The organism is Bacillus sp. (in: firmicutes), from assembly GCF_031983925.1.
Lineage (GTDB): Bacteria > Bacillota > Bacilli > Bacillales > Bacillaceae_G > Bacillus_A > Bacillus_A pacificus.
On record NZ_DALYZR010000001.1, the window covers coordinates 199,060 to 218,567 of the forward strand.

Consider the following 19,508-nt stretch of genomic DNA (forward strand, 5'->3'; position numbering starts at 1 on the left):
TGGTAACTTGAGGTTAGAATATACAATAGTACATATAGATACAGGGGCGGTGAGAGTGTTGAAAGAAGTTAAATGTGAATGTGGACATGTGAATCCGATAGGAACTGTTTTTTGTGAAGCTTGTGGGAAACCATTTGAAAGCAATGAAAATACAAAACTATTGGATATGCGCTATGAGGGGAGTGCTCGGAGATCTCTCACGCAAACAAAAACGATTATTGATAAAATTTGGAGCTTTTTCTCTTCTGTAAAAGTAGGTGTATGGCTCATTGTAATCACTTTAGCTGCATCGGCGATAGGGACTATTTTTCCGCAAGAAATGTACATAACTCCAGGAATTGCACCAGCTGAATATTATAAGCAAGAATACGGATTTTTAGGGCAATTATACTATCAATTAGGCTTTAATAATTTATACGGTTCATGGTGGTATATGATGTTAATTGCTTCAATTGGTATTTCTCTTGTGATATGTAGCTTAGACCGTGTCATTCCACTTTATAAAGCTTTAAAGAAGCAAGGGGTAAAAAGACACCCTAGTTTTTTAAAGAGACAAAGATTATATGGCACTGGTACACCGCAAGAGGGAGATTTTGAAAAAGTTCAAAAGAATTTAAAGAAAACGAACTATAATGTGAAAGTGGAAGACGGAAACGTTTTAGCAGAAAAGGGACGTTTCTCGCGTTGGGGTCCATATGTAAATCACATCGGTCTTATTATCTTTTTATTCGGTGCGATGCTTCGTTTTTTACCGAGTATGTATGTAGATGAAACGCTTTGGTTACGTGATGGTGAAACGAAAGAAATACCAGGGACGGATGGCCAATATTATTTAAAAAGTGAGAAGTTTATAAAGGAAGTTTATGATAAAAGTAAGGACAAGGAAGTTTTTGATGAAGCAATTGACCGTGTAGGTGATAAAATGATTGCGAAAAACTTCCAAACGAATGCCGTATTATATAAAGCGGTAGGTGAAAAGATAGCTGGACAAAAACCAAAATTGGAAAAAGTAAAAGAAGTTGAAATTCGAGTAAATGAACCGCTGAAATTTGATCAATTTGCTGTTTATCAATTGAGTTATAGAGAAAATGAATTTAAAAGTATGTCCTTCCGTTTGCAAAATAAAGAAAATAATCAAAAGTGGGGACCGATTAAAGTTGATTTAACAAACCCTGCAGAAAAATATGATTTAGGAAATGGTTATTCTTTAGAACTATTAAGCTATTTCCCTGATTTTTATTTTGATGAGAATGGAAGGCCAAATACAAAAACAAAATTACCAAACAACCCTGCATTTGTATTTAAAATGTTTACGCCTGAAACACCAGATGGTGAAGTGAGTTTTGTTGGTATTCAGCAAAATATAGAACCTGATGGAAATAATAAATATAAAATGTCGTTTGCAGGCGTGGAAATGCAAAATGCAACAGCACTTACTGTAAGGAAAGATTTAACGCTTTGGATTCTCGGTATTGGAGGATTTATATTTATGGTTGGTGTCATTCAAGGAATGTATTGGAATCATCGCCGTATTTGGATACAACGCGTTAATGATGAATGGTGGATTGCAGGACATACGAATAAAAACTGGTTCGGTTTAAAGAAAGATATTGAAAGAGTACTAGAAGGTACAGCAATTCCGCAACCAAATGATAAAGTAGTCGATAAAAAAATTAGTTAAGGTGGGGAAACGATATGGTGCAAATAAGTAGTAACTTTCTCTTTACCGCATTTATTTTATATTTAATTGCCACTCTATTTTTTGGGGGAGCAATTAAAGAAAAGGGTCATAAATGGGCAAACGTAGGAATAACGATTACAATTTTAGGGTTTATTGCACAAACAGTTTATTTTGTAACAAGGTGGATCGCATCAGGTCATGCGCCAGTTAGTAACTTTTTTGAATTTGGTACGTTTTTCGGCATGATGCTTGTCGGAGCATTTATTGTCATGTACTTTATGTACCGCGTAAGTATAATCGGACTATTTGCATTACCAGTTGCGCTTTTATTAATTGCTTATGCAAGTATGTTTCCGAGGGAAATATCACCGCTTATTCCATCTTTAAAAAGTAATTGGTTACATATTCACGTGACGACTGCGGCTGCAGGACAAGCAATTTTAGCAATTAGTTTTATTACGGGCGTTATGTATTTATTGAAAAATGTAGATCAATCAGTGAAAAGTAAACGTACATTTTGGCTAGAGACTGTAGTATTCACACTTGTTTGTACAGTTGGGTTTATTGGAGTGACAACGGTATTTTCTAGTATGAAATATGAAGCGAAGTTTCAATGGATTGATAAAAATGAACAACAAGTGGAAATGAAATACAATCTTCCGGCTTTAGTGGGGCCGCATGAAGGGAAGTTACTGACAGAAAATAAATTAGAGCCGACAGTTGAAGTTCCGGCGATTGTAAATGCGAAAAAATTAAATACTGTTATTTGGTCAGTGTTAGTCGGAACGTTACTCTATATCGTATTAAGGCTAATTTTACGTAAACGAGTATCAGCGGCACTTCAGCCGTTAGTGAAAAATACGAATAGCGATTTGTTAGATGAAATAGGATATCGTTCTATTGCAATTGGATTCCCAGTTTTCACATTAGGTGCATTAATTTTCGCCATGATTTGGGCTCAAATAGCGTGGACACGTTTTTGGGGCTGGGATCCGAAAGAGGTTTGGGCACTTATAACGTGGCTCTTTTATGCGGCAGTATTACATTTACGTTTATCAAAAGGGTGGCACGGAGAGAAGTCAGCATGGTTAGCTGTAATTGGTTTTGCAATCATTATGTTTAACTTTATTGTAGTAAACTTAATTATCGCGGGTTTACATTCATACGCATAGAGAAATAAAATAGGAGAGTGTATGTCACTTTCCTATTTTATTTTTGTCAACTTTTCTTCTTTTTTGAGAAAAACATGACAAAGTAGCGGTTGATTTTGTAAAATGATGTCGAGGACATTATATACTGTTCAAAAAAAATACATAGTTTTGGAAAAAAATTGAACAAACTTTATTATTCTTGTGAAGCATAATATGGGAAGTGAAACATTTAGAAGGTTGCTTAAATAAACGAGAATAGCGCAACATAATAGTATAGAAGGGTAGGTGTGAACCGTTGTGGTAAAAGTACGCAACGGGTAGAAATGGAAAATGAATCAAGAATTTTAATTGTAGACGATGAGGATCGTATTCGTCGTTTGTTGAAAATGTATTTAGAGAGAGAACAATACACAATTGAAGAAGCAGACAATGGTGATACAGCTTTAGAAATGGCGCTGCAAAATGATTATGATTTAATTTTATTAGATCTTATGATGCCGGGTAAAGATGGTATCGAAGTATGTAAAGGGGTTCGTGAGAAGAAAGCGACGCCAATTATTATGTTGACAGCAAAAGGTGAAGAAGTAAATCGAGTACAAGGGTTTGAGGTAGGAACTGATGATTATATTGTGAAACCATTTAGCCCACGTGAAGTAGTGCTTCGAGTGAAAGCGGTCTTACGCCGTTCTGTACCAACAACATTCTTTACACAAGATACAACGACAAAAGATGTTACTGTATTCCCTCATTTAACAATTGATAATGATGCACACCGTGTTACAGCAGATGGTAATGAGGTGAACTTAACACCGAAAGAATACGAATTACTATTATTCTTAGCGAAAGCGCCTGATAAAGTATTCGATCGTGAGCAATTGCTAAAAGAAGTATGGCAATATGAATTCTTCGGAGATTTACGTACAGTTGATACGCATGTAAAGCGTTTACGTGAGAAGTTAAGTAAAAAATCACCCGATGCTGCGAAGATGATTGTTACCGTTTGGGGAGTAGGTTACAAGTTTGAGGTTGTGAACGACTGATGCTTTGGAGAAGTGTAGTAGGGAAGTTATGGATGACCATATTACTTCTCGTTTCGTTCGTGCTTGGATTTGTTGCGATTTTACTTTCACAGTTTTTTAGAACATATTATGTTGATATGAGTGAAGCTAGGCTTCAAAAAGTTGCAACAAGTGTTTCAGAGTTAATTGAAGAAGGTGCCGATGTAAAAACGATTGAGAATATCGCATACAAATTCTCTGATCCACTTTCAAGGATCATTATTGTAGAAGATGGAAAAGAAATATCTTCTTCACCGAAACAAGAAGGATTAGTCACTCTTACAATGGATGACTTAAAAGAAGATAAAGAATTAGCGGCTGTGTTTACAGACAAAAAAGAAATTAAGAATAACATTAGAAAAGCCTCTAATAGTAGAAAGAATAAAAATACTGAAAATGATATTATGATTGTTGGAAAACCAGTACAGTCAAAAAATCAAAGTGCAGTGTTTGTATACGAATCTTTACAAGTGCCGATACAAGGTATGGAAAGAACGACTGATTTTATATTCTTATCAGCAGGGATTGCGATTATATTAACAACTTTCTTTGCATTCTTCTTATCTACTCGAATTACAGCACCGCTTCGTAAAATGCGTGAGGTTGCTTTTGAGGTATCGCGTGGGAAGTTTGATGCAAAAGCTCCTATGGTATCCCAGGACGAGATTGGTGAGCTTGCAACAGCCTTAAATCAAATGGGGAAACAGTTGAAGTTTAATATGAATGCCCTGCAGCAAGAGAAAGAACAGTTAGCTAGTATTTTAAGTAGTATGGCAGATGGGGTTATTACATTAAATCAAGAGGGTGAAGTCGTTGTAATCAATCCGCCGGCTGAACATTTCTTACAAGTTTGGCAAGAAGAAAAAGAGATAGAGCTCAGTAAAAAACTACCTTCTGAACTTGTTGAACTATTCCATCTCGTTGTAGAAAGCGAACAACAACAAGTGGTTGAAATTAATTTACAAAAAGGTAACTATGTAGTTCTTATGACGCCGCTTTACAATCAAACGAAAATTCGTGGGGCTGTAGCTGTATTGCGTGATATGACGGAAGAACGCCGTCTTGAGAAAATGCGCCAAGACTTTATTGCGAACGTATCACATGAACTTCGTACACCGATGGTCATGCTCCAAGGGTATAGTGAAGCAATTTTAGATGATATTGTGCAAACAAAAGAAGAAATTAACGAGTTTGTTCAAATCATTTATGATGAATCCGTTCGTTTAGGGAAACTTGTAAATGAATTGTTAGATTTAGCGCGTATGGAAAGTGGTAATGTAGAGTTACATATAGGTGAAGTTGATATTCATCCTTTCGTTGAAAAAATAGGTCGTAAATTCCAGGGAATTGCAAAGGATAAAGAAGTCGCGTTAACGGTTGATTTCAAAAATCCAATTGAGCAATACCCGTTTGATGCAGATCGTATGGAACAAGTATTGACGAATTTAATTGATAACGCAATACGTCATACGAACGCAGGTGGACATGTAACGCTTGTAATTGATACGAAAAATAATGGTCTTATTTTTGAAGTACAAGATTCGGGCGCTGGTATTCCAGAAGAAGATATTCCATTTTTATTTGATCGTTTCTATAAAGCTGATAAAGCAAGAACACGTGGGAAAAAAGGTGGAACAGGACTCGGGCTTGCGATTGCAAAAAATATTGTGCAAGGCCATGATGGGAAAATTGCTGTTTCAAGTGTCGTTGGAGAGGGAACTACATTCTCTGTATATTTACCGAATCGTATAATTTAGATATACGTTTTTAAAGTTGATAATGAATAAAGTTCTACTGTTGTTTATTTTTTTGTAAAATCAATTAAATAAATAATAGTAGAACTTTTTTTCTAACTTAGTCGAATGAAGAATGATGAGAGGGGTGTCGTAAAGCGATGAAATTATATACAAAAACAGGAGATAAAGGGACAACAAGTGTAATAGGAGGCAGAGTGGATAAAGATAATATCCGAGTTGAAGCATATGGCACAATAGATGAGGCGAATTCTCATATTGGATATGCGATGACTAAACTACAAGGCGGGTCTTTCGGAGATATTTACAATGAACTTGAAACGATTCAACATGAACTATTTGATTGCGGGGGAGACTTGGCGATAGTAGGCGAGAAAATTCCTTATAAAGTAAAAATTGAAATGGTCGAAAACTTAGAAAGTAGGATCGATTCGTATATAGAAGAAGCACCGCCGCTAGAACGGTTTATTTTACCAGGTGGAAGCGAGTCGGCAGCTGCTATTCATATTGCACGTACAGTTGTAAGGCGAGCAGAACGATGTATCGTGTCCCTGCAAAAAGAAGGAGAAATAAATGAAGTTGTTCTAAAGTATGTAAATAGATTATCTGATTATTTATTTGCAGTAGCTAGAGTAATAAACGCTCGATTACAAGTAAAAGATGTAGAGTATAATCGCAGTGCAATCGTTTTTCGTGATAAGAAAGAGAAGGAAGTGGAGTGATTCACTTTCTTTTTTTGTATAGTTTTTTCTGTAATATACCAAAATAGAGAAGGTATGGTCGTAATTAGAAAACGGAGGATGTATATGAAAGCTTTAAAATATGGCGTTATGTTATTGACAGTACTATTTTTATCTCAATTACATGTGTACGCAGAGGGAAATCAATGGGCATGGCCTGTTGAAGGACAGATAAGTGATTATTTTGGAACAAGGCACGGAAAACACTACGGTATAGATATAGCGGCACCGATCGGCGCGCCTGTGTCAGCTATTCAAGAAGGTAAGGTAACAAAGTCTTATTATTCAAGTAGTTATGGAAACGTTGTTTTTATTAAACATGGAGAATATGAGGCTGTGTATGCACATTTAAATAAGAGATATGTAGTTCAAGGGGATTATATTTCAAAAGGAGAAATAATTGGAGAAGTAGGAAATACAGGAGAATCCCGAGGTGCACACTTACATTTAGAAGTTCATCAAGGAAGATGGACGATGGCAAAAAAGAATGCGATGAATCCATTGCTTGTTTTACATGAACAAAGAAATGAAGCAGTTTCTTCATCGTTATACGTCGTCCAAAAAGGCGACACTCTAGTTAGCATTGCGCGGAAATTTAGAATGTCAGTTAAGGAAATTCAAGAAAAAAATGGGTTGCAACAAGAGCTGATTTATCCAAATCAACAATTATATGTAAAGTAAAAAAAGAGCTAGTTAAAACTAGCTCTTTTTTACCAAAAAATAAAGACACATATAAATCCAGAAATAGCTAAGTAGCTATATAAGTAAAATACTTTCGCTCTTGTTTTTTCGTTTGTTCGAAATAGTACAATAGTCGGTTCAATTAAACCAATTGTCAAACAAAGTAAACCAAGAAGCATACAACCGATTGAAATAGAGTACAGGGCGATTTGTGGCCCTTGAAATGGAATCATCCATTTTAATAAAAATGCAATGAGTGCAGTATAGCAAATGCTGCCGATGTATTTATTCAACGGTGCATTAGAACGGAAACCAGGAAGCTTTTTTAAGAAAGAGCGGGAAACAACTTCAATTTGTAAAGGTGTATGCTCTTCTATTATTTTTTGAGCTTCTTTTCCTTTTTGGAAAAGGGATAATATCCAGTTTCGCTCACCTTGAAAAATAAATTGTGAAGTTGTCAAATAATGATCAACCTTTACTTTATTCCAACTCTTCCATGGATGACGCTCACATAATTTTAATTTACTTTCTGACTTTTTATCATACTGATAAATACTGATGCCATCTTCATCGAAAGCAGCATAGTATGTCTCGCTTGAGAATGTGCCTAAATCAATTGGACAGTAGAAAAGTAATTCTTTTTTTAAGTAAAAGTATTCTTTCCTTAAGTTTTTTTTCATTGTTTCTCGAATAGAGTGTCTCTTTTCTTTCTTCATGACATTTCCTCCATAATCCAGAAAATGTTCTTATCTTAACAATTCAACATCTTATCACTTTTAATTATATATGACTAGGGGATTCATAGGAGAAATGCCGAATACTAAAAAATATGGAGTGTATTGTAAAATATAATGAATGATTTTGATTATGTAAAATTAATAACTTATTTTTAATAAGTTACGATTTTTTTGTTCACAATACGATCATGTTGTTGTATAATGAAGTAGAAAATAGAATATCGGTCTATCTTCGGGGCAGGGTGAAAATCCCGACCGGCGGTGATGAACTATATGTGATTTTGTTCTAAGCCCGCGAGCCGTTAAGGCAGGATTTGGTGTGATTCCAAAGCCGACAGTACAGTCTGGATGGGAGAAGATGGAGGTTCAAGCGTTCAAAAAAGATAGGTATTTGAACGTCTGTTTGATGTGCCTTAAATTCTCCCTTTGTGTAAAACACAAAGGGTTTTTTCGTTCTATGAAAAAGTAGGCATAGCAGAACCTTTCCACTTTCCATGAGATGATCGATGGAAAAGGAGAGAGAAAGATGAAACAAAAAAACAGTGTAGTGCAGATGGTGAGTGTAGCAATGCTAAGTAGTATTGCATATTTACTGATGATGTTGGATTTCCCGTTCCCAGGGCTTCCGCCATTTTTAAAAATTGATTTTAGTGATGTGCCAGCTCTAATTGCTGCGATTATTTTCGGGCCAGTTGCAGGGGTAATTGTAGAAGTGATAAAGAATATTTTACATTACGGGATTCAAGGGAGTTTAACGGGAGTACCAGTTGGAGAAATTGCTAACTTTATTGCAGGATGTTTATTTATTGGACCAGCAACTTTCTTATTTAGGAAGTATCGTACTGTTAAGAGTTTAACGACAGGATTAATGCTAGGGACAATTACAATGGCGCTCATTATGAGTGTATTAAATTACATCATCATATTCCCAGCTTACACTTGGTTTTTAAATTCACCAGCTATGTCTAGCGAAGCGATAAAAACAACGGTTGTAACGGCAATCTTACCATTTAATTTGATTAAAGGAATTGTTGTAACAATTGTATTTGTAGCGTTATTCTCACGCCTGAAAGTATGGGTATTTGCAAAAATGAAAAATGCATAAATATAAAATAAAACCATTAGTAGTATACAACTACTAATGGTTTTTTATTAAGGAGACTGAAAATAGAAAACAAAAAATACCCCTCAAATGAATGAGAGGTATTTTTTGAAGTTAATAAAAGACTATTCGAATTTTAAAGCATCGCCGTCGAATGATTCGTCAGCAACTTTAATTGAGTCAGTTGGACAACCTTCGAATGCATCCATCATATCTTCAAGTAATACATCTGGAATTTCAACGATACCTTGGTTATCGTCTAATGTTACGAATGCAATACCTTCATCATCATAGTCATAAATGTCTGGTGCAGCAGCGCCACAAGCACCACATGCAATACAAGTATCTTTATCAACGATTGTATATTTTGCCATCTTTTTTCCCTCCTGATAATATGTATGTGAAAAGCTCGCCATAAAAATTATAACCTTATTGTAAAACGGTTTTTAAAACTTTTCAACATAAAATTATAATGATAATCCTTATCAATTAGAGTGTCAACTAATTTTTGCATTATGTCATAAGATTTTCAAAATACGTAAATGTTATTTCGTTTGGTACAATATAATATATACAGGTATATATTGCCCATATGATAAGTTTAATGAGTAACGGTAGATGGCGCAATCATATCAAAAGTAATTAAGTTAGATTGAAAGGTGGAAGCGGTAATGCAACTACAATATACTGTATTGTATTGTTTAAAACAATTGAATGGTGAAAGAACCGTTTCTTCTATTTATTATTTATTAAAGGGAAAACGTTCTTCGCAAACGTTACAAGATGGAAATATGTTCCGAATTTCTTTTTTGTTTGGAATATATAAATCGTTAAATAGAAATGAATATGATCGTGAAGTTGCAAAGTTGTTGCAAGCAGATTTGATTCAAGAAATACATGAAAATACATATTTGTTAACGCCTAAAGGTAAAATGCAGTTACATACATGGGAGGAAGGGTATGCTTTTCCAGCCCATTTGCATGGTTTGCACTATGGTGAATTAGGTGAAACGTTTTGGAAAAGATTATCTTTAATTATTCAAACTGTATCTAATTTACAACAGAATAATACGAAGTTTATTCCTATTCAACAAGATACAGAAATAATGGTGTGGGTGAAGCGATTTTTAACAGGTATGCCGTATAGGCGAAGTGAATTGGCGAAAAGATTATGGAAAGAAATACATAATCTTTTAGGGAAATGTGATGTGATAGAAGCGACGATTGTAACATATAGATTAACAGGATATGAACGTATCGGTTGTACATTGCAGCAGTTAGCGGAAATTACGAAACGAGATATTTTCAGGGTATATTTCTTATTTTGGGGTACAATTCATTTCCTTATACAAGAAGTTCGCGATAAAGAAAATGAATTTCCGTTATTAGCTGAGATTATCTCTTATCCAAATGAGGGAGCTGAATTATTTAGTTTATCAACGAAAAAAACATATAATTTTTGGAGACAAGGGCGCTCATTAGAAGAAATAGCGACAATTAGAAATCTAAAGGTTGCAACGATAGAAGACCATTTTGTTGAAATTGCTTTGCGGGAAAGAGATTTTTCTATTGAGATGTTTATGGAAAAAGACAAAATAGATAAAGTAACAGAAGTAATTGATGCATTACAAACACGTAAGTTGCGTGAGTTGAAACAAGCTGTTGGAGAGGATATCTCTTATTTTGAAGTTCGTCTTGTATTGGCGCGGATGGAGGGTATAAATGAAACTTGAGGAATATTTATATAGGTGGTTTGGATATTCTGAATTTCGTCCAGGTCAAAAAGGGGTAATTACAGATTTATTGGAAGGAAAAGATGTTATAGCGATGCTTCCGACCGGAAGAGGGAAGTCTATGTGCTATCAACTTCCAGGGCTCATGCAAGAAGGGACAGTACTTGTTGTATCACCATTATTATCTTTGATGGAAGATCAGGTTACACAATTAAAATATGTTGTGAAAAACCGAGTGATAGCATTTAATAGTTTTCGGACATTACATGAAAAAAGAGAAGCAATGAAAAGGTTAGCTTCCTATAAATTTATTTTTGTTTCACCTGAGATGTTGCAGTCGGAATTGTTAATAAGAGAATTGAAGAAAGTTCATATTTCATTATTTGTTGTGGATGAAGCTCATTGTATTTCGCAATGGGGTTATGATTTTAGACCAGATTATAAAAAACTAAATGTAGTTATTGAAAATATCGGGTCTCCTACGGTGCTAGCATTAACTGCAACAGCGACGAAAGATGTACTCCGAGATATAGCAGAGAGTTTGAATTTGGAGAATGTGACGCAGCATGTGTATTCTATTGATCGTCCAAATATAGCAATGGAAGTACAATTTGTGGAGACGATAGAAGAGAAGAAAGAGGCGCTTTTGGAACAGGTGATGTATTTACAAGGGCCGGGGATTGTATATTGTTCAAGCAGAGCATGGACAGAACGTTTAACGGAATATTTAAGAGGAAAAGGCGTTACTGGTGTCGCTTTCTATCATGGTGGTATGGAACATGAAGAGCGCATGTTAATTCAACAGCAGTTTATGAATGACCAGTTGCAGCTTGTAATATGTACAAGTGCTTTTGGTATGGGAGTAAATAAATCAAATACGAGATATATTATTCATTTCCACTATCCGACTAATATAGCTTCTTATTTACAAGAAATCGGAAGAGCTGGAAGAGATGGTGAACCTAGTATAGCTATTTTACTATGCAGTCCGTTAGATCACGATTTACCAATTTCAATCATTGAAGATGAATTGCCAAGCCAGTCACAAATACAATTTTTATTTTCTTTACTGCAGGAAAGAATGTTTCAAACGAAAGAATTACCAATAGAAGAGGTAGAAGAAATTTGTTATAATGCAGCAAGATTTAATGAACAATATTGGCGTTTCATCCGCTATCATCTTGAAAAGCTTGGAATCATACAACAGAGAAAATTAATATTAGAGAGCTTGTCAGATGAAATTATGACAAGATTAATAGCTGAAGTAGAAATCAGGCTACGTAATAAATATAGTGAGCTAGAAAACATGAAATCATGGATACAAGTGAAAGAATGTAGACGTGAATATTTGCTGCGACAGTTCGGTTACAGAAAAGAGGGCGAGTTAAAGAATTGCTGCGACTATTGTCATATTACAAAAACAGATTATAAAAAAAGACAAGCGCAACAATCGGATTTCGACTATAATTGGGAAACAGAGTTACAAAAGCTTTTCGGTCTAGAAAAGATGGGGGAATGATGAACATTCAAAGGCATAATATTGAAGATATGAGTCCGAAAGAAATAAGGTTGAATCTGTATATCACACAGTTCATTATTATCGGTATCGGTTGTTTACTAGCATATATACTATTCCGAGATATAAAGTCGGTGTATAGTCTGTGGAAATGGGAACCGGTGTCTATACTTATAATAGGTGGCTTGTTAGCGATTGGTATTGTGTTATTAGATTATGTTGCAATGCGAGTATTTCCAGAGTCTTGGTTTGATGATGGTGGTATTAATGATAGGATGTTTCAAGGGATGTCAGTTATGCATCTACTTGTTATTACATTCATTATCGGCTTTGCAGAAGAATTTTTATTTAGAGGTGTAGTGCAGACGCACTTTGGAATTGTAATAGCGAGTTTCGTATTTGCAGTATTACATATTCGGTATATAAAAAAGCCATTTTTGTTTTGTTTCGTCTGTTTCATTAGTTTTGTTTTTGGCTATGTATTTGAATGGACAGGAAATTTGTTTATAACAATCTTTGCACACTTTCTTGTTGATTTTATAATGGGGCTCCAATTAAGAAAATAAATGGAAGGTGGTGGTGAACAACATGAGAAGACGAATTCCTGATTTTGAAGAGGAATTAGAAGTTGAGCGAGTGGAAGAAAAAGAAGGTTTACCGCCGCGTAGTGAAATTCATAGAAATAAAGAGAAAAAACAAAAGTTTAAAATGAATCATATTTTCGTCCGAGTTTTAACATTTCTATTCATATTACTACCAATTAGTATTTTATGGTATACGGATAAATATATTCAGGTGAAAAGTGATGGTAATAACGCTGGAAAAAGTGCATTTGAGGTCATTTTCTTTGATTCAGCTAAATCTCAGTCCGAGGCATCATCTGAGAAAGTTGTCACACATACGGTGAAAGAGGGAGAAACCTTAGAAAGTATAGCGAAGCAATATTTTTCAGATGAAACTGGGATCGAAGTGATTAAAAAGTATAATGATTTACAAAAAGATGAAGTGAATGTAGGTCAAGAATTAAAAATTCCGATAAAAGATAAGTCCACGAAGCGAGAGAGTTAGTAAAATACTTACTATAAAAACTGGGAATTATCTTTATGAGGAAGGGAGTAAAAAATATATGATATGGATTATCTTATTAAGTACTCTCGTTTGTATTGGTATTATATTTCTTCTTGTAATGTATACGGAAGCAACGCGTAATACGGTGCTAGAACATACTTTAATATTTGAAGAATTTCCGAAAAGTTTTCAAAAAGTAAATATATTTTTTATATCAGATATTCATAGAAGGGGCATTTCGAATTCGTTAATTGAACAAGTAAAAGGAAAAGTAGATCTTGTAATTATTGGTGGTGATTTAGCGGAAAAAGGTGTCCCTTTATCGAAAATCTCTGCAAATATACAAATGTTAAGAGCGATAGCTCCTGTATATTTTGTATGGGGAAATAATGATTATGAAATTGAATATCATGAATTGGATGCTTTATTATTAGAAAATAATGTGAAAGTTTTAGATAATACAAGAGTTGTATTTGAGTCTGAATTAGGAGAGAAAATTTGTTTGCTCGGTGTAGATGATGTTGGCTTGAAACGTGATCGTTTAGATTTAGCGTTGGCTGATTGTAAGGAAGATGGTTTTCGCATATTAATTAGCCACAACCCTGATATAATAAATAAAATGTCTGGAAAAGAACAAATTTCACTTGTGTTAAGTGGACATACACATGGAGGACAGATTCGATTATTCCCATCTAAAAAATATTTAAAAGGTGGCGTATATAAGCATTCAAATATGACTCTTTTTGTTAGTAATGGGTATGGAACAACGTTGGTTCCATTTCGCTTCCGAGCACCTGCTCAAACACATATTATTACGTTATGCGGAGGGAAATGATGCCAACTCTAAACGGAAAATATAATATAAAAGCTGTTTCGAATATAATTGGAATTCAACCAAGTACGCTTCGTGCATGGGAAAGACGATATCAAATGATTGCCCCAAAGCGGAATCATGCGGGGCATCGATTATATACAGAAGAGCATATTCAAATTTTGAAATGGTTAATGGACAAGGTTTCTGCCGGCATGATGATTGGACAAGCAGTTCAATTATTAGAAGGGAATCGTTTGCAGAATAATGTTCAAAATGAAATACATTACGATAGAGAAGTTGTTTTAGTGGACGATATACTACAAGCTTTGTTAAAATTTGATGAAATTACAACTTCTGCATTGTTAAACGAGGCTTTTAGTATTTATACAACAGAAAAAGTTATAGCAAGTATTGTTCTTCAAGTGTCAAATAAATTGTTAGCGTTAAAAAATAATAATGAAGTTACAATGGTGCAATTCCAATATGTCGTATCATTTTTACAAAACGCGTCTAGGGATGGTATATCATAATGCATCATCGTTTTCTTCTATACACAAAGTTGTCGTGTTAGAAAGTAATATGTCGAAAGGGTTTGTTTTCTCAACGTATTTACGATTAAAAGGATATGATGTGATATATATTCGGGCAAGCTTAGCGGAAGATAGTATTTCGTTAGCTGTTGAGCAAATAAGACCTAAATATGTAGTAATCTCTTTTGATGACGGACGAGAACGGAAGAACGCAATGAGCTATGTGGATTTTTTGCAAGAAAAAAATGAGAACCTTTCTGTTGGAATTATAGGAGAAATAGGTGCTCGAGATCAGTTGAACATTCAAACAAGCCTAATTGGTGATACGAAAGAAGAATGGGATGATTGGTTAAACATGTTAGAATAGTTGTTTGAAAAGAACCATCTATTTTCTATTTCATATAATAAAAATTATATTCATTGGTTGCGTAGGGAGGGTATGATATGAGGCTGGAACGATTAAATTACAATAAGATAAAAATTTTCTTAACATTTGATGATTTATCTGAAAGAGGATTAACGAAAGAAGATTTGTGGAGAAATGCACCGAAAGTACAGCAATTATTTCGTGATATGATGCAAGAAGCAAATAAAGAATTAGGATTTGAAGCGGATGGTCCGATTGCAGTTGAAGTATTTTCTCTACAAGCGCAAGGAATGGTCGTAATTGTAACGAAAGAACATCAAGAAGCGGATACAGATGATGAGTTCCGTGACGAGTTTATTGAAATGCAAGTGACTCTAGATGAAAGCGAGCATATCCTTTATGAATTTGCTACACTAGATGACGTAATTAACCTGTCGAATCGTTTATATAACCTTGATGTAACTGGCGGAAAATTATATACGTGGGATGGGCGTTTCTATCTTTGGATGGAAGAAGAGGAGCAAATTCAATTACTGAAGGCAGATTTTATAGCTATTTTAGCGGAATATGGTAATCCGTCTACAGCAACTATTTATCGTCTAATGGAGTATGGTAAAGAATTAATGGCTTCTCAAGCAATTGAACAAATACACAATTACTTTGTGAAAAAACAAAACCTTAGCTAATATAACCTAAGGTTTTGTTTTTTTTATTGTACTTAAATGTATCTTTTCAAAGTGCTGTACATGAATAAAATAAAAAATATTTAAATATTTAAGTATTTTACTTTTCTAAAAGTAATAAAAGGACTATAATGATAGTGAAAACGCTTGCAACAGAAAATACTTTGTATATATTTGTTAGCGTTTTCTATTGCATTCCAAATTTAACGGTGTATACTAGGCAATGAAGGTTTACTAAACAAGTGAAATTACAGGGGGTTTACTTACTATGGTAGCCGAAAAGGGAACTCAAACAAAAACACAACAACAAAGGGAACAACATTTTGAACTATTGAATTCAACACAAATTGTTATCAGTGAAGCGTTAGAAAAATTGGGTTATCCAAACGAAGTATATGAATTATTAAAAGAACCAGTTCGTATGATGACAGTGAAAATACCAGTTCGTATGGATGACGGGACTGTTAAAATATTTACAGGATATCGTGCACAACATAATGATGCTGTTGGTCCAACGAAAGGTGGAATTCGCTTCCATCCGAATGTAACAGAAAATGAAGTGAAAGCACTTTCAATTTGGATGAGTTTAAAATGTGGTATTGTCGACTTACCATATGGCGGAGGTAAAGGTGGAATTATCTGTGACCCACGTGAAATGTCATTCCGTGAGTTAGAAAGATTAAGCCGTGGTTATGTACGAGCAATTAGTCAAATCGTAGGGCCGACGAAAGATATTCCAGCTCCAGATGTATTCACAAACTCTCAAATTATGGCATGGATGATGGATGAGTATAGCCGTATTGATGAATTTAACTCGCCAGGATTTATTACAGGTAAGCCACTTGTATTAGGTGGATCACATGGACGTGAAACAGCAACAGCGAAAGGTGTTACAATTTGTATTCGCGAAGCTGCAAAAAAACGCGACATTGATATTAAAGGTGCGCGCGTTGTTGTTCAAGGATTCGGTAATGCTGGTAGCTTCTTAGCTAAATTTATGCATGATGCAGGTGCAAAAGTTATTGCAATCTCAGATGCTTACGGCGCATTGCATGATCCAAATGGATTAGATATTGATTATTTATTAGACCGTCGTGACAGCTTCGGTACAGTAACAAAACTATTTAATAATACAATTTCAAACAAAGAATTGTTAGAACTTGATTGTGACATTTTAGTTCCAGCTGCAATTGAGAATCAAATTACAGAAGAAAATGCTAATGATATTAAAGCAAAAATTGTTGTTGAAGCTGCAAATGGTCCAACAACATTAGAAGCAACTAAAATTTTAACAGATCGCGGAATTTTACTTGTTCCAGACGTATTAGCGAGTGCTGGTGGGGTAACAGTATCTTACTTTGAGTGGGTACAAAATAACCAAGGTTACTACTGGACTGAAGAAGAAGTAGAACAACGTTTAGAAAAAGTAATGGTAAGATCATTTGATTCTATTTATGAAACAGCACAAGTTCGTAAAGTGAACATGCGCTTAGCAGCGTATATGGTCGGTGTTCGTAAAATGGCTGAAGCAAGTCGCTTCAGAGGTTGGGTATAATATTATATTGTGAGAAAACGTGATTCCTTTCGAGGGAATCACGTTTTTTTTGTTGAAGTATTAGAGTGAGGTGTTGTAAACGGGAAATGAAATGATGGAACGAGTAGAACAATTAGAAGAAAGGGTTAAGAGGTTAGAGGGAGAACTCGTAAAAACGAAGCAAAATCGAAAAGCAAGTACCGCTCGGGTGTTCGGAGAAGGACTATTGTTTTTAATATTTGGTGCGGTTGTAGTAGGGCCGATTATCGCTTTTATATTGGTAATTATTAATTGGTTTGTTGAAAAATAAAATAAAAACAAAAAGAACGCTTGTTCTACACGAACAAACGTGCTATACTCTCCTTAGATAAACAAAACGGAAATGATTTTAAGGAGAGATAAATGATGAAAATGACAGTAGACCAAAGATTTATGATGCCAGCAGATGTTGTAGAACGAGTGGAAGTATTAAGAAACAAACAAAGTAAGCGCGGCACATTATTACAATCAGTAAATAAATTTTTCGGTTTAGATACGAAAGAAGATTGTGTTTGGTTTTACGGTTTTTATGGAGTTGCTGTAAGTATTTTATTATTTATGGTGTTCACATCAAATATTTTCGATTTTCTCTTCGCGTAAGAAATATGCTATAAGGACATTGCTACCGAATACATATATAAAGAAGTAAGGTAATCTTCTGAAGCGGGAGTTGGTAGTAATGGCGATGTTTCCTATAGAGCGTAACTATATTGGATATGGAAGTTCACGACCGGGTATTCCTCTTTCTAAAGTAAGGTTTATTGTAAGTCATGATACGGGGAATCCTGGTAGCAATGCGATTGGGAATCGGGATTATTTTAATGAAATACAGCCGAAAGCTTCGGCACATACATTTATAGATGACAAAACGATATTAGAAATTATTCCTATAAATGAAGTTGCCTACCATGTTCGATATGGTGTGCCGACAGATAATGACTTATATGGATATGATGCCAATAAGGCTGCCATTGGAGTGGAGCTTTGTTATGGCGGTGATGTTAACTTTTGGGAAGCATATACCCGTTTTACGTGGTATCATGCGTATTTATGTCAAAACTTCGGCTTGAATCCGAAAAAAGATATCGTATCACATAAAACACTTGACCCAGCTAGAAAGATTGATCCTGAAAATGTATTAGGGAAACAAGGTATTAAATTTCAGCAGTTTTTAGCAGATGTCTATCGGATGTACGTTTCGTTTAGATGACAAATATATGAAAAATGAATACAATAAAGATAGGTGCCTACTGCTGTAAGTAGGTTTTTTCTTGTTTTTATAAATAGTGTATTGGTAGAAGACTAGGAGTGAACCGAGTATGCAGAAAGAAACAGCTATTATAATTGGAGGCGGTCCGTGCGGATTAGCAGCAGCAATTTCGTTGCAAAAGGTAGGGATAAATCCGTTAGTAATTGAAAAAGGAAACATTGTAAATGCAATTTATAATTATCCAACTCATCAAACATTTTTCTCCTCTAGTGAAAAATTAGAAATTGGTGATGTAGCTTTTATTACAGAAAATCGTAAGCCTGTTCGAAATCAAGCGCTTGCGTATTATCGCGAAGTAGTAAAACGTAAATCTGTACGTGTAAATGCTTTTGAACGAGTGGAGAACGTTCAAAAAGATGGAGAAGCTTTTCAGGTTGAGACGACAAAGCGTGACGGAAGTAGAGAAATATATATAGCGAAATATATTGTAGTAGCAACTGGATATTATGACAATCCAAATTATATGAATGTTCCTGGTGAGGAATTGAAGAAGGTAGCTCACTATTTTAAAGAAGGACATCCTTATTTTGATCGAGATGTAGTCGTTATAGGTGGGAAAAACTCGAGTGTAGATGCCGCTTTAGAGCTTGTGAAAGCTGGTGCGCGTGTAACGGTTTTATATCGCGGAAGTGAGTATTCACCAAGTATAAAGCCGTGGATTTTGCCAGAGTTTGAGGCGTTAGTCCGAAATGGTATAATTGACATGCATTTCGGGGCTCATGTGAAAGAAATTACTGAACATACATTAACGTATACAGTTGATGGCGAAGCATATACAATCCAAAATGATTTTGTATTTGCGATGACTGGTTACCATCCTGATCATAGTTTCTTAACAAAGATGGGTGTTCGGATTGATGAAGAGACAGGACGTCCAATTTATGCACAGGATACGATGGAAACGAACGCTGAAAATATTTTCATTGCAGGTGTAATTGCTGCTGGAAATAATGCAAATGAAATATTTATTGAGAACGGTCGATTTCATGGGGATGCGATTGCGCAAACCATTGCAACAAGAGAAATATAAAAAGAAGCTGTCGAAATAAA

At 34.9% G+C, this 19,508-nt stretch carries 20 protein-coding genes, 1 pseudogene and 1 riboswitch; of the genes and pseudogenes, 19 read left to right on the forward strand and 2 right to left on the reverse strand.

Going from position 1 to position 19,508, the window contains the following annotated elements:
* Positions 1–55 precede the first annotated feature (55 nt).
* From resB to RTP99_RS01110, 6 genes are all read left to right on the forward strand, one after another.
* Positions 56–1,681 carry a cytochrome c biogenesis protein ResB gene (gene resB, locus RTP99_RS01085; protein ID WP_046646883.1) on the forward strand — a complete coding sequence of 542 codons (1,626 nt, stop codon included), beginning with the start codon at positions 56–58 and terminating at the stop codon, positions 1,679–1,681.
* A 14-nt stretch (positions 1,682–1,695) separates the two neighbouring features.
* On the forward strand, positions 1,696–2,853 hold the full coding sequence (gene resC, locus RTP99_RS01090) for a cytochrome c biogenesis protein ResC (RefSeq protein WP_000250094.1): 1,158 nt from the start codon (positions 1,696–1,698) through the stop codon (positions 2,851–2,853).
* Positions 2,854–3,155: 302 nt separating this feature from the next.
* Positions 3,156–3,872, forward strand: coding sequence for a DNA-binding response regulator ResD (gene resD, locus RTP99_RS01095; RefSeq protein ID WP_000426862.1), 717 nt, complete (start codon positions 3,156–3,158; stop codon positions 3,870–3,872).
* A complete protein-coding gene (gene resE / locus RTP99_RS01100; RefSeq protein WP_000964682.1) occupies positions 3,872–5,647 on the forward strand; it encodes a sensor histidine kinase ResE in 1,776 nt (591 codons plus the stop codon). Before resD ends, resE begins: the two co-directional genes overlap by 1 nt.
* A gap of 137 nt (positions 5,648–5,784) precedes the next feature.
* Entirely contained in the window at positions 5,785–6,366 is a 582-nt protein-coding gene (locus RTP99_RS01105) for a cob(I)yrinic acid a,c-diamide adenosyltransferase (protein ID WP_000781286.1), read from the forward strand.
* An 84-nt stretch (positions 6,367–6,450) separates the two neighbouring features.
* Complete coding sequence (locus RTP99_RS01110; protein ID WP_000645699.1) at positions 6,451–7,065, forward strand: peptidoglycan DD-metalloendopeptidase family protein; 615 nt, start codon at positions 6,451–6,453, stop codon at positions 7,063–7,065.
* A gap of 29 nt (positions 7,066–7,094) precedes the next feature.
* Here the strand turns inward: RTP99_RS01110 and RTP99_RS01115 are convergent, their stop codons facing one another.
* Entirely contained in the window at positions 7,095–7,781 is a 687-nt protein-coding gene (locus RTP99_RS01115; RefSeq protein WP_000711801.1) for a hypothetical protein, read from the reverse strand.
* A 245-nt stretch (positions 7,782–8,026) separates the two neighbouring features.
* A riboswitch (FMN riboswitch) is annotated at positions 8,027–8,166 on the forward strand.
* 162 nt (positions 8,167–8,328) lie between these two features.
* Between RTP99_RS01115 and RTP99_RS01120 the strand changes: the two genes are divergently transcribed.
* Positions 8,329–8,907, forward strand: coding sequence for an ECF transporter S component (locus tag RTP99_RS01120; RefSeq protein ID WP_000810859.1), 579 nt, complete (start codon positions 8,329–8,331; stop codon positions 8,905–8,907).
* 122 nt (positions 8,908–9,029) lie between these two features.
* Here RTP99_RS01120 and RTP99_RS01125 read toward each other — a convergent pair whose 3' ends face one another.
* A complete protein-coding gene (locus tag RTP99_RS01125; protein WP_001151996.1) occupies positions 9,030–9,278 on the reverse strand; it encodes a ferredoxin in 249 nt (82 codons plus the stop codon).
* Between the two features lie 297 nt (positions 9,279–9,575).
* On the opposite strand from RTP99_RS01125, the gene RTP99_RS01130 reads away from it, so the two are divergent.
* The 12 genes and pseudogenes from RTP99_RS01130 (at position 9,576) to RTP99_RS01185 (ending at position 19,488) form a co-directional block, all read left to right on the forward strand.
* Complete coding sequence (locus tag RTP99_RS01130) at positions 9,576–10,637, forward strand: YpbB family protein (protein WP_001177002.1); 1,062 nt, start codon at positions 9,576–9,578, stop codon at positions 10,635–10,637.
* The gene (locus RTP99_RS01135; RefSeq protein ID WP_016717008.1) at positions 10,627–12,156 is read left to right on the forward strand and encodes a RecQ family ATP-dependent DNA helicase; all 1,530 of its coding nucleotides are present in this window, start codon (positions 10,627–10,629) and stop codon (positions 12,154–12,156) included. The genes RTP99_RS01130 and RTP99_RS01135 overlap by 11 nt, the downstream gene beginning before the upstream one ends.
* Entirely contained in the window at positions 12,156–12,719 is a 564-nt protein-coding gene (locus RTP99_RS01140) for a CPBP family intramembrane glutamic endopeptidase (RefSeq protein ID WP_001025765.1), read from the forward strand. The genes RTP99_RS01135 and RTP99_RS01140 overlap by 1 nt, the downstream gene beginning before the upstream one ends.
* 22 nt (positions 12,720–12,741) lie before the next feature.
* Positions 12,742–13,221 (forward strand): LysM peptidoglycan-binding domain-containing protein, encoded by a 480-nt coding sequence (locus RTP99_RS01145; RefSeq protein WP_001254344.1) that lies wholly within the window; start codon positions 12,742–12,744, stop codon positions 13,219–13,221.
* Between the two features lie 58 nt (positions 13,222–13,279).
* On the forward strand, positions 13,280–14,056 hold the full coding sequence (locus tag RTP99_RS01150) for a metallophosphoesterase (protein WP_000637812.1): 777 nt from the start codon (positions 13,280–13,282) through the stop codon (positions 14,054–14,056).
* Positions 14,056–14,932 (forward strand): annotated as a pseudogene (locus tag RTP99_RS01155) (MerR family transcriptional regulator). Before RTP99_RS01150 ends, RTP99_RS01155 begins: the two are co-directional and overlap by 1 nt.
* A 77-nt stretch (positions 14,933–15,009) precedes the next feature.
* Positions 15,010–15,618, forward strand: a complete 609-nt coding sequence (locus RTP99_RS01160; RefSeq protein WP_001235392.1) for a genetic competence negative regulator — start codon at positions 15,010–15,012, stop codon at positions 15,616–15,618.
* Between the two features lie 265 nt (positions 15,619–15,883).
* Entirely contained in the window at positions 15,884–17,170 is a 1,287-nt protein-coding gene (gudB, locus tag RTP99_RS01165) for an NAD-specific glutamate dehydrogenase (protein WP_000225176.1), read from the forward strand.
* A 91-nt stretch (positions 17,171–17,261) separates the two neighbouring features.
* Positions 17,262–17,459, forward strand: a complete 198-nt coding sequence (locus RTP99_RS01170; RefSeq protein ID WP_073569243.1) for a hypothetical protein — start codon at positions 17,262–17,264, stop codon at positions 17,457–17,459.
* A gap of 92 nt (positions 17,460–17,551) precedes the next feature.
* Positions 17,552–17,788: a DUF3961 domain-containing protein gene (locus RTP99_RS01175; protein ID WP_001983018.1), complete on the forward strand. Its 237-nt coding sequence runs from the start codon at positions 17,552–17,554 to the stop codon at positions 17,786–17,788.
* A 79-nt stretch (positions 17,789–17,867) separates the two neighbouring features.
* Positions 17,868–18,398: a peptidoglycan recognition protein family protein gene (locus RTP99_RS01180; protein WP_001240643.1), complete on the forward strand. Its 531-nt coding sequence runs from the start codon at positions 17,868–17,870 to the stop codon at positions 18,396–18,398.
* A 109-nt stretch (positions 18,399–18,507) separates the two neighbouring features.
* Positions 18,508–19,488 (forward strand): YpdA family putative bacillithiol disulfide reductase, encoded by a 981-nt coding sequence (locus RTP99_RS01185; protein ID WP_001168496.1) that lies wholly within the window; start codon positions 18,508–18,510, stop codon positions 19,486–19,488.
* Positions 19,489–19,508 lie beyond the last annotated feature (20 nt).

Coding starts and splice junctions, on each gene's coding strand:
- RTP99_RS01115 (WP_000711801.1), bottom strand. CDS start 7,781: ATGAAGAAAGAAAAGAGACACTCTATTCGAGAAACAATGAAAAAAAAC.
- RTP99_RS01105 (WP_000781286.1), top strand. CDS start 5,785: ATGAAATTATATACAAAAACAGGAGATAAAGGGACAACAAGTGTAATA.
- resE (WP_000964682.1), top strand. CDS start 3,872: ATGCTTTGGAGAAGTGTAGTAGGGAAGTTATGGATGACCATATTACTT.
- RTP99_RS01140 (WP_001025765.1), top strand. CDS start 12,156: ATGAACATTCAAAGGCATAATATTGAAGATATGAGTCCGAAAGAAATA.
- RTP99_RS01160 (WP_001235392.1), top strand. CDS start 15,010: ATGAGGCTGGAACGATTAAATTACAATAAGATAAAAATTTTCTTAACA.
- resD (WP_000426862.1), top strand. CDS start 3,156: ATGGAAAATGAATCAAGAATTTTAATTGTAGACGATGAGGATCGTATT.
- RTP99_RS01145 (WP_001254344.1), top strand. CDS start 12,742: ATGAGAAGACGAATTCCTGATTTTGAAGAGGAATTAGAAGTTGAGCGA.
- RTP99_RS01135 (WP_016717008.1), top strand. CDS start 10,627: ATGAAACTTGAGGAATATTTATATAGGTGGTTTGGATATTCTGAATTT.
- gudB (WP_000225176.1), top strand. CDS start 15,884: ATGGTAGCCGAAAAGGGAACTCAAACAAAAACACAACAACAAAGGGAA.
- RTP99_RS01180 (WP_001240643.1), top strand. CDS start 17,868: ATGGCGATGTTTCCTATAGAGCGTAACTATATTGGATATGGAAGTTCA.
- RTP99_RS01130 (WP_001177002.1), top strand. CDS start 9,576: ATGCAACTACAATATACTGTATTGTATTGTTTAAAACAATTGAATGGT.
- RTP99_RS01110 (WP_000645699.1), top strand. CDS start 6,451: ATGAAAGCTTTAAAATATGGCGTTATGTTATTGACAGTACTATTTTTA.
- RTP99_RS01175 (WP_001983018.1), top strand. CDS start 17,552: ATGATGAAAATGACAGTAGACCAAAGATTTATGATGCCAGCAGATGTT.
- RTP99_RS01150 (WP_000637812.1), top strand. CDS start 13,280: ATGATATGGATTATCTTATTAAGTACTCTCGTTTGTATTGGTATTATA.
- RTP99_RS01125 (WP_001151996.1), bottom strand. CDS start 9,278: ATGGCAAAATATACAATCGTTGATAAAGATACTTGTATTGCATGTGGT.
- resC (WP_000250094.1), top strand. CDS start 1,696: ATGGTGCAAATAAGTAGTAACTTTCTCTTTACCGCATTTATTTTATAT.
- RTP99_RS01185 (WP_001168496.1), top strand. CDS start 18,508: ATGCAGAAAGAAACAGCTATTATAATTGGAGGCGGTCCGTGCGGATTA.
- RTP99_RS01170 (WP_073569243.1), top strand. CDS start 17,262: ATGATGGAACGAGTAGAACAATTAGAAGAAAGGGTTAAGAGGTTAGAG.
- RTP99_RS01120 (WP_000810859.1), top strand. CDS start 8,329: ATGAAACAAAAAAACAGTGTAGTGCAGATGGTGAGTGTAGCAATGCTA.